Raw genomic sequence first — 7,806 nt, 5'->3', positions numbered from 1 at the left:
CATCCAACCTAACCCCACCCCCTGCAACTACCTGGCAAAAAGCAATTTAACAGCTGGAAGGCCGTATACCGCGTGCATATTTTTTGTATATTCAATCGCTTCGCTAAACCGGGCCATCCGATGCATGTATTTGCCGGCAGGCCCGGAGGCGGAGCACCATAAAAATTCAAATTGCAGCCATGCCAAAGTACATTATTGAACGGGACCTCCCGGGAGCCGGGAGCCTGACCGAGGAACAACTTCAGGGAATTTCCCAGACGTCCTGCGGGGTACTGCAGGAGATGGGCCCGAGCATCCAATGGGTACACAGCTACGTAACCGGAGACAAGGTTTTCTGCGTCTACGTGGCCCCCAATGAGGAGATGATTCGGGAGCACGCAAAACAAGGGGGGTTCCCGGCTAACGCCGTGCGGGAAGTCAAAACGATGATCGACCCGGTTACCGCCGAGTAACCGCCCGTACCCTGCGGCAATTTCCTATCTTAGGGCAGCCAATCCAGCTGCCCATGAGATGCTTATTTTTATTTCGGACGCCGCGTCCGCTGAACCTTTTCCTGGCACTTGCAGGGATGCTTTTTCTCCAGATGTCTTCACCCCTCCATGGCCAAAATCGCCTCCGCGACCACGGGATTGAACTCGGCGTATTGCTCCCGGGAACTCACAATGCCATCACCGATGTGCCCGGGGTGACCGTGGGCCATACGACGCTTATCGAGGATGTGGATACCTCGGGAGGGAATGCAGAAACCACAGGCGGGCCCGCAGGCTCCCCAAGTGGACGTACCACCATCCGCACCGGGGTCACCGCCATCCTCCCGCATGGGGGGAACATCTTCCAGGAAAAGGTGCCGGCGGCCATCCACATCGGCAACGGCTTTGGCAAGCTGGCGGGGTACTCCCAGGTGGAAGAGCTCGGGAATATCGAGACGCCCATTATCCTCACCAATACGCTCAGCGTACCCTCGGCCATGGACGCGCTTATTTCCTATACGCTGGGGCTCCCGGGCAATGAGGAAGTCCGTTCGGTCAATGCCGTGGTGGGGGAGACCAACGACGGTTACCTGAACGACATCCGAGGCCGACATATTACCGAAGCCCACGTGTTGGAAGCCATTGAAAATGCCCGGGGCGGGGCCGTGGCCGAAGGCAATGTGGGGGCCGGGACAGGGACGATGGCCTTTGGCTACAAAGGCGGGATCGGCACCTCCTCCCGGGTGCTGCCCGAGCGGTTCAACGGGTATACGGTGGGGGTGCTCGTGCAGTCCAATTTTGGCGGGGTGCTTACCCTGAACGGCAGAAACCTGGCGAAGGCGCTTAATCGCGTACCCCGGAATTACCGGTACGACACGGACGGGTCCTGCATGATGGTGGTGTTTACCGACGCCCCCCTGGATGCCCGCAACTTAAAGCGGCTCGCCAAACGTTGCATGCTGGGACTGGCCCGGACCGGGGGCATCGCCTCGAATGGGAGCGGGGATTACGTAATAGCCGTTTCCACGGCGGAATCCAATCGCATCCCCTATACCCCGGAGGGCATGGTTGCTGAGGTGCCCACCGTCTCCAATGATTTTATGTCCCCGCTGTTTTTGGCTGCCATCGAGGCCACCGAGGAAGCCATCTGGAATTCCCTGTTTGCGGCCGAAACCCTGGATGGCCGGGACGGTCACCGGGCCGAAGCGCTGCCTGTAGCGAAAGTCCTGGAACTGGTGCGGGAATAGCGCAAGTTTCGCTCTGGGAAACCCCCGATCCGGCCGGGAATTCCGGTAGGTCAGGAATTCGGGCAGGTCTGGCCCAAGTCTATCGGTTTATAAACGGGTCCGGTTCCGGACTGCGGCCAGCTGCAGGGCGGCAAACGCATTGAGGATGCCCCCGGATTTACAGAGCCGCGTAAAGGGAACCGGCTGAGGGGATGCAGAACGGACTTTACGGGGCAAATACACCTCCCCATCCACGCGTGTGGCCGAAGCCATAAGGATGTCCTTGATTTCCGCAGCCGTAAAATCCGGATAATAGGACCACACCAGGGCGGCCACCCCGGCCACGAGGGGTGCGGCATAGGAAGTCCCCTGCCTATAGGTATAGCCGTTCCCCGTATGGGGGGTAAAGATGAAGTTCCCCGGGGCAAACAGGTCCACGTTGCGCTGGCCGTAATTGCTGAAGGAGGCAACCAGGGCGGGTCCTTTTCGGGGCGACAGGGCACCCACGCTCAGGAAGGACTCGGTAAATTCCCCATCCGGGGTGTAGTCCAGCGGGTAGTAATCCACGGCATCCAGGTCATCGGCCGTATTCCCGGCGGAGTGCACCAGCAGCACGTCCCGCTGGGAGGCATAGCGGATGGCGTCCTGCACCCACCCGGGATACAGCGACTGGCGCTTCCCCCAGCTCATGTTGATGATTTTGGCCCCGTTGTCCACGGCATAGCGAATGGCCAGGGCCACGTCCTTGTCGTGTTCATCCCCTTCGGCCACCATCACCACGGGCATGATCCGGATCTTCTCGGAAACACCGGCAACCCCGATGCGATTGTTGGGCCGGGCCGCCAGCACCCCGGCCACCCCAAGGGCGTGTTCCATGGGTGCCCGCCCGGAAATTACCGGGTTCCCGTAGCGGCGGTCGTACAGGTCGTCGGGCCGGTCGCCGGTAATGGCCCGCTCCTGGTAATCCGGGTTGTAGAAGAAGTGCTTTTGGATGGCGATGGCTTTGCGTTGTTCCCGGAGCGCCCGGGATTCCCGGAGAGCCGCCTCATTTTGGTTGGCTGCCCCATTCCGGAGGGCTGCACCATCCCGCAGTGCCGCATTATCCCCGAGTGCAGCCTGATCCCTCAGGGCCGCTTCCTCCCGGCTGAGGATGGAATCCAGGGCGCGGTAGTTCTCCCGGAAAAAGGCGGCGTCTTCCCGGTAGGCCGCCGCGTACTTCTGCAGGGTGGCCAGCCGGTTGGGGTCTGAGAGCCTCAGGGCCGCCGTATCGATTTGTTCCAGGAGGCGGGCCGCCCGGGCCGTTTCGCTCAGTTGGTACAGCACGTCTTCCCCGGCCGAATTCCCCAGGAAATTCCAGCCGTGCACGTCGTCCGTATACCCGTTGCCGTCATCGTCCAGGCCGTTGCCGGGGATTTCACCCGGATTTGTCCAGAGGTTGTCGCGGATCGCCTCGTGGCGGATGTCCAGTTTGGTATCGAGCACGGCTACCACCACCTCCTCTCCGGTGTGGCCGCTCTTATGGGTGTCCAGCCAGGCGTAGGCCTTCTCCAGGCTAATCCCCGGCAGGCTGTCCTGCTTCCAGTCTGCCAGGTGCCAGCCCCTGAGCCTATGGCGTGCGCTCCGGTTCGCGTTCGCCCGTAACTGGTGTTCCCGGGCGTTGTGTTCCCGGGCCTGCTGCTCGCGGATTTGTTTTTCACGTACCTGGTACTCCCGGGACGTGTACACTCGGTACCGTCCGCCCGCAGGCTGCGCCAGTGCCCAGGCGGCAGGGAAAATCAACAGGAATAACAGGATACTTTTCGACATCACAATTCAGACCACATAAACATTCGACCAACCGGCGAGGCACTTGCGCCAGGGCATTTCCGGCAGGTACTTAAAGATACTAATCCTGCCGCAATCCCGCAGGCGCGGAATGGGCCGCCTGCCCCTTGGCCTGTTTGCGAATCTTAAATATATTTAGGCGCAACGGGCAATCAGGTCAGGCACAACGGGCACCCCATGCCCCGCGAGCCCCCACAAGGCCCATCAACCTTCCAACCATGCGCAAAAAACTTTGGCACATCCTGGAAAGCCAGGACTCCCGCACCGGCTTGTATTTCCACTATTTTATCCAGACCCTTATCCTGCTCTCGCTCATCGCCTACGCCATCGAGACGCTCCCCGGCCTGAGCCCTGCCGTGAAGGACGGCCTCTACGTTTTTGAAATATTTACCGTGTCGGTTTTTACGGTGGAATACCTGCTGCGGATCTATGTGGCCCCCAAACCCCTGCGGTACATCTTCAGTTTTTACGGCATCATCGACCTGCTGGCCATTTTGCCCTTCTACCTGAACAGCGCGCTGGACTGGCGGGCCCTGCGGTCGTTCCGGATCCTGCGGCTGGTACGCGCCCTGAAGATGATCCGCTACAACCGGGCGCTCGAGCGGTTTACCATTGCCGCCCGGATGGTGCGGGAGGAAATCGTCCTGTTTTTTATCATCACCTTTATCGTGCTCTACCTCACCTCGGCGGGCATCTACTACTTTGAAAACGAAGCCCAGCCGGAGGCCTTCGCCTCCATATTCCACAGTTTCTGGTGGTCGATTGTGACGCTTACCACGGTGGGCTACGGCGACGTGTACCCGGTAACAGTCGGGGGGAAGATCTTCACCTTTTTTGTGCTGATCATCGGGGTGGGCATCGTGACGGTCCCCGCCGGTTTGGTGGCCTCCTCCCTGTCCAAGGCCCGGGAAATCGAAACCGAGGCATCCGAGAAGAAAAAGGCGCAAGGGGAATCCGAATAGGGGCGCTGTCGACCCCACCGCATTCCTTCGCCCGTATGGGAACCCTCCAATGAAAATTTCAAACAGTTCCGTATCTTTCACAATCAAACAACTAAACATGCAAAAAACAATCACGACGCTGGCGCTCGCAGCGCTGGTTTTATCCTGCAAGGGCGAACCCAAAGCCGAGGACGTTGTAGACGAATTGTCCGAGATGGCTGCGGAAGATACGGGCGAATGGCAATACCTCTTTGACGGCACCTCCATGGAGGGGTGGCGCGGCTACAACGCGGAGACCATGCCCCCGGGCTGGGTGATCGAGGACTCGGTGCTCACCTTTAAGACCGAGCTGGGCCTGGAGCAGGATTACGAGGGCGGGAAAGACATTCTATACGCCGCCGAGGAATTCGACAATTTTGAATTGTACCTGGAGTGGAAGCTGCCCGAGGGCGGCAATAGCGGGATTTTTTACCACGTAAAAGAAGGTTACGACGGCCCGCCTGTAGTGGCCCCGGAATACCAATTGATCGACGATGAAAACTACGCCCGCATCCACGACCTCACCGAATACAACCTGAGCCTGGGCTATACGGAAAACCCGGGGGAGCTGAAGCCCCTGCAGCAGACCGGTGCGGACTATGCGATGCACCCGCCGGACCCGGGCAAGACGCTCCACCCGGTGGGGGAGTGGAACTCCTCCAAAATCGTATTTACCCCGGAGCGGGTGGAACACTGGTTGAATGGGGAGATGATCCTGTCATTTGTGCCCTGGGACGACGCCTGGGAGGAGAAAAAGAACTCGGACAAATGGAAGAACAGCCCGGCATACGGGACGTTTAAAAAGGGCTATATCGCCCTGCAGGACCACGCGAGCCCGATCTGGTTCCGGAATATTAAAATTAAAAAGTTGTAATCCTGCAAGTTGCAATCAGCGAACCATGTAATTCGCTGGACTGCAACTTCCAAGCAGCAAAAAGCCAGAAGGCAAACTGCAACCTCCAAGCAGGCAACAACAAAAATTGGAATCGCCAGCACACCGCCAGCGCTGCCAAATGAACACAAACTAAACGAAACAAGCCTAACAGTATCAAAATGAACAAACGCGACTTTATCAAGAAATCCGGCCTCGGCGCCCTGGGCGTGGCCCTGGCCCCATCCTTTTTGCAGAACCTCAAACACCTGGGCCCGCAAGACAAGCTGCGCACCGCCCACATTGGCCTGGGCGTACAGGGGCTGGCCGACCTGCAGGACACGGCATCCCACCCGGCCGTGGAGGTGGTGGCCCTCTGCGACGTGGATGCTACCGCCCTGGCCAATGCCTCGGCCCGCTACCCCGACGCCAAGACGTATACGGACTACCGCACGCTGCTCAGCGAGATGAAGGACCAGATTGACGCGGTGATCGTGGCCACCCCGGACCACACCCACGCCCCGGCTTCGCTTATGGCTATGGAGATGGACAAGCCCGTGTACTGCCAGAAGCCGCTTACGCATTTTGTGTCCGAATCGCGGGAGATGAAGAAAGTAGCTGCCGAGAAAGGCCTGGTCACCCAGATGGGTATTCAGGTGCACAGCTTTTACGACTACAAACTGGCCACGCTGCTGATCCGCGACGGCATCATCGGGAAGGTGCACACGGTGCGCGCCTGGAGCCCCAAGGAATGGGGGTATAACGGGCCGGAACCTACGGGATCGGACCCCATCCCCGAGGACCTGGACTGGAACCTCTGGCTGGGCACTGCCCCGGAGCGGCCCTATAAGGAGGGCTTCTACCACCCGGGCGCCTGGAGGCGGATCATGGATTACGGCTGCGGTACCCTGGGCGATATGGGCGTGCACATCTTTGACACCCCCTACAACGCCCTGGAGCTGGACGTGCCCCGCACCATCATGACCGAGTGTCGCGAGCCCACCGGCTTCGGCTACCCGGAAAACAACACAGTCACCTATGAATTCCCGGGCACGGACTACACGGCCGATTCCCTGAAATGGATCTGGTACGACGGCCCCGGCGTCCCGCCCGAGCACGAGGACCTGAAACTCCCCGGAGGCGAGGCCCTGCACGACCAGGGCGCCATGTTTCTGGGCGAAAAAGGCAAACTCTACCTGCCGCACTTTATGCTGGAGCCCAAGCTGATCGTCGATGGCCAGTACAAGGAAATGGACGTGGAGAAATACAACCTGGGCACCCCGGTGCGCAACTACGCCAGCGAGGGCCCCAAGCACTATCACGAATTTGTGGATGCCTGCCTGGGCAAAGGCGAAACATCAGCGCCCTTTGACTACGCCGCCCGCCTGACGGAGACCATCCTGCTGGGAACCATCGCCGGCCGCTTCCCTGGAGAAACCCTCCACTGGGATGCCAAAAAAGCCCGCTTTAAAGAAGGCAAGGCGAATAAGTTTTTGAAGGGGAAGTATCGGAGGTTTTGAATATTTCTATTCATTTAAATTATCTGGTTGATTTTAACGATGACTTCGGAGACAATCATAGGCTTACTATCAGGATCTTTGGCAACACTTATAATTAGGGAACTCTTTAGTTGGTTTCATAAAAAAGTGGAATATAATCGTCAAATAAGAAAGCTCCAATTTGAAAGAAAACTAGATGCAGCAGAAAAAGCAATTGGATTTTATTCCTCGTATATAGGAACGATAATCGAGATTAAAATATCCCTAGAAGTAATCTTAAACGCCTTAAAAGAAGATCGGGACATTGATGTGGCCATTATTCAATCGGTCCTTGATCAAAATAGTTTAAACCTTACAGATTTGATGAAAAGGGGCCATGTTGATTCTAATACGGTCCATCTTTATTTTGATTTAGAGGATAAAAACCTGTGGGATGAAGATGATATTTACAAGTTTATCGAGACGTTATCAGAAGTAAAATATATAGATAACGATATCCAATTTTGGATCGACTTATATAATCATCATTTAGAAAAGGGCGAGGATAAGGAGGCGGAAATATTCTGGAAGAAAGCCCAAGATTTACTTGGACCCTATTCAAAATCTTTAGAAAAACTTGTTGATTCTTTTCAATCAAATAAACAAGCGGTAAAAATACTAATTGATAGGGTGAAGACACAAGTATCAAAAGATATTCCCTAAATGGGACGATTGTATGGGCAGTCTCTATGATGCAGTGTTACTCAGATTAATTGCAGGCATTTAGATTATTTGGTATCGCTTTTGCAAGAAAAAAGCTGACACAATAATACCTCGGTTTTGCTTGTGGCAAATAAGGGATTTTCACCTATCCGTTAGTTTTCTCAATTAAGATCCTTTGCCTAAAGGAATCCACAAAAAATATGTGCAAAGTATCTGCACATATGCTATCTTAGC

7 protein-coding genes are annotated in these 7,806 nt (G+C 56.5%); 6 read left to right on the top strand and 1 reads right to left on the bottom strand.

The genetic code is table 11. The annotated features are described in order from the left end of the window. The first annotated feature begins 179 nt into the window (after positions 1-179). Together AC3DKS_RS05820 and AC3DKS_RS05815 are read left to right on the top strand one after the other, a co-directional pair. Positions 180-452, top strand: coding sequence for a DUF4242 domain-containing protein (locus AC3DKS_RS05820; RefSeq protein WP_015753245.1), 273 nt, complete (start codon positions 180-182; stop codon positions 450-452). A 53-nt stretch (positions 453-505) separates the two neighbouring features. Next, a complete protein-coding gene (locus AC3DKS_RS05815; RefSeq protein ID WP_474731171.1) occupies positions 506-1,717 on the top strand; it encodes a DmpA family aminopeptidase in 1,212 nt (403 codons plus the stop codon). Between the two features lie 87 nt (positions 1,718-1,804). On the opposite strand, the gene AC3DKS_RS05810 is transcribed toward AC3DKS_RS05815, so the two are convergent. Next, the gene (locus tag AC3DKS_RS05810; protein ID WP_474731168.1) at positions 1,805-3,502 is read right to left on the bottom strand and encodes a S8 family serine peptidase; all 1,698 of its coding nucleotides are present in this window, start codon (positions 3,500-3,502) and stop codon (positions 1,805-1,807) included. A 236-nt stretch (positions 3,503-3,738) separates the two neighbouring features. Here AC3DKS_RS05810 and AC3DKS_RS05805 point away from each other — a divergent pair, with 236 nt between their 5' ends. From AC3DKS_RS05805 to AC3DKS_RS05790, 4 genes are all read left to right on the top strand, one after another. After that, positions 3,739-4,482 carry an ion transporter gene (locus AC3DKS_RS05805; protein WP_474731165.1) on the top strand — a complete coding sequence of 248 codons (744 nt, stop codon included), beginning with the start codon at positions 3,739-3,741 and terminating at the stop codon, positions 4,480-4,482. Between the two features lie 97 nt (positions 4,483-4,579). Continuing rightward, positions 4,580-5,374, top strand: a complete 795-nt coding sequence (locus AC3DKS_RS05800) for a 3-keto-disaccharide hydrolase (protein WP_474731162.1) — start codon at positions 4,580-4,582, stop codon at positions 5,372-5,374. Positions 5,375-5,553: 179 nt separating this feature from the next. Then, positions 5,554-6,891, top strand: a complete 1,338-nt coding sequence (locus AC3DKS_RS05795; RefSeq protein WP_474731160.1) for a Gfo/Idh/MocA family protein — start codon at positions 5,554-5,556, stop codon at positions 6,889-6,891. Between the two features lie 78 nt (positions 6,892-6,969). Further along, complete coding sequence (locus tag AC3DKS_RS05790; protein WP_474731158.1) at positions 6,970-7,572, top strand: hypothetical protein; 603 nt, start codon at positions 6,970-6,972, stop codon at positions 7,570-7,572. The last annotated feature ends 234 nt before the right edge of the window (positions 7,573-7,806 follow it).

It is taken from the genome of Robiginitalea sp. (genome assembly GCF_982776155.1).
The sequence above is the reverse complement of the archived record's forward strand: the minus strand, read 5'-3'. Positions and strand labels throughout refer to the sequence as shown.

Excerpts from the sequence above, each read along its gene's own strand:
- AC3DKS_RS05800 (WP_474731162.1), top strand. The coding sequence starts at position 4,580 with ATGCAAAAAACAATCACGACGCTGGCGCTCGCAGCGCTGGTTTTATCC.
- AC3DKS_RS05820 (WP_015753245.1), top strand. The coding sequence starts at position 180 with ATGCCAAAGTACATTATTGAACGGGACCTCCCGGGAGCCGGGAGCCTG.
- AC3DKS_RS05795 (WP_474731160.1), top strand. The coding sequence starts at position 5,554 with ATGAACAAACGCGACTTTATCAAGAAATCCGGCCTCGGCGCCCTGGGC.
- AC3DKS_RS05805 (WP_474731165.1), top strand. The coding sequence starts at position 3,739 with ATGCGCAAAAAACTTTGGCACATCCTGGAAAGCCAGGACTCCCGCACC.
- AC3DKS_RS05810 (WP_474731168.1), bottom strand. The coding sequence starts at position 3,502 with ATGTCGAAAAGTATCCTGTTATTCCTGTTGATTTTCCCTGCCGCCTGG.
- AC3DKS_RS05815 (WP_474731171.1), top strand. The coding sequence starts at position 506 with ATGAGATGCTTATTTTTATTTCGGACGCCGCGTCCGCTGAACCTTTTC.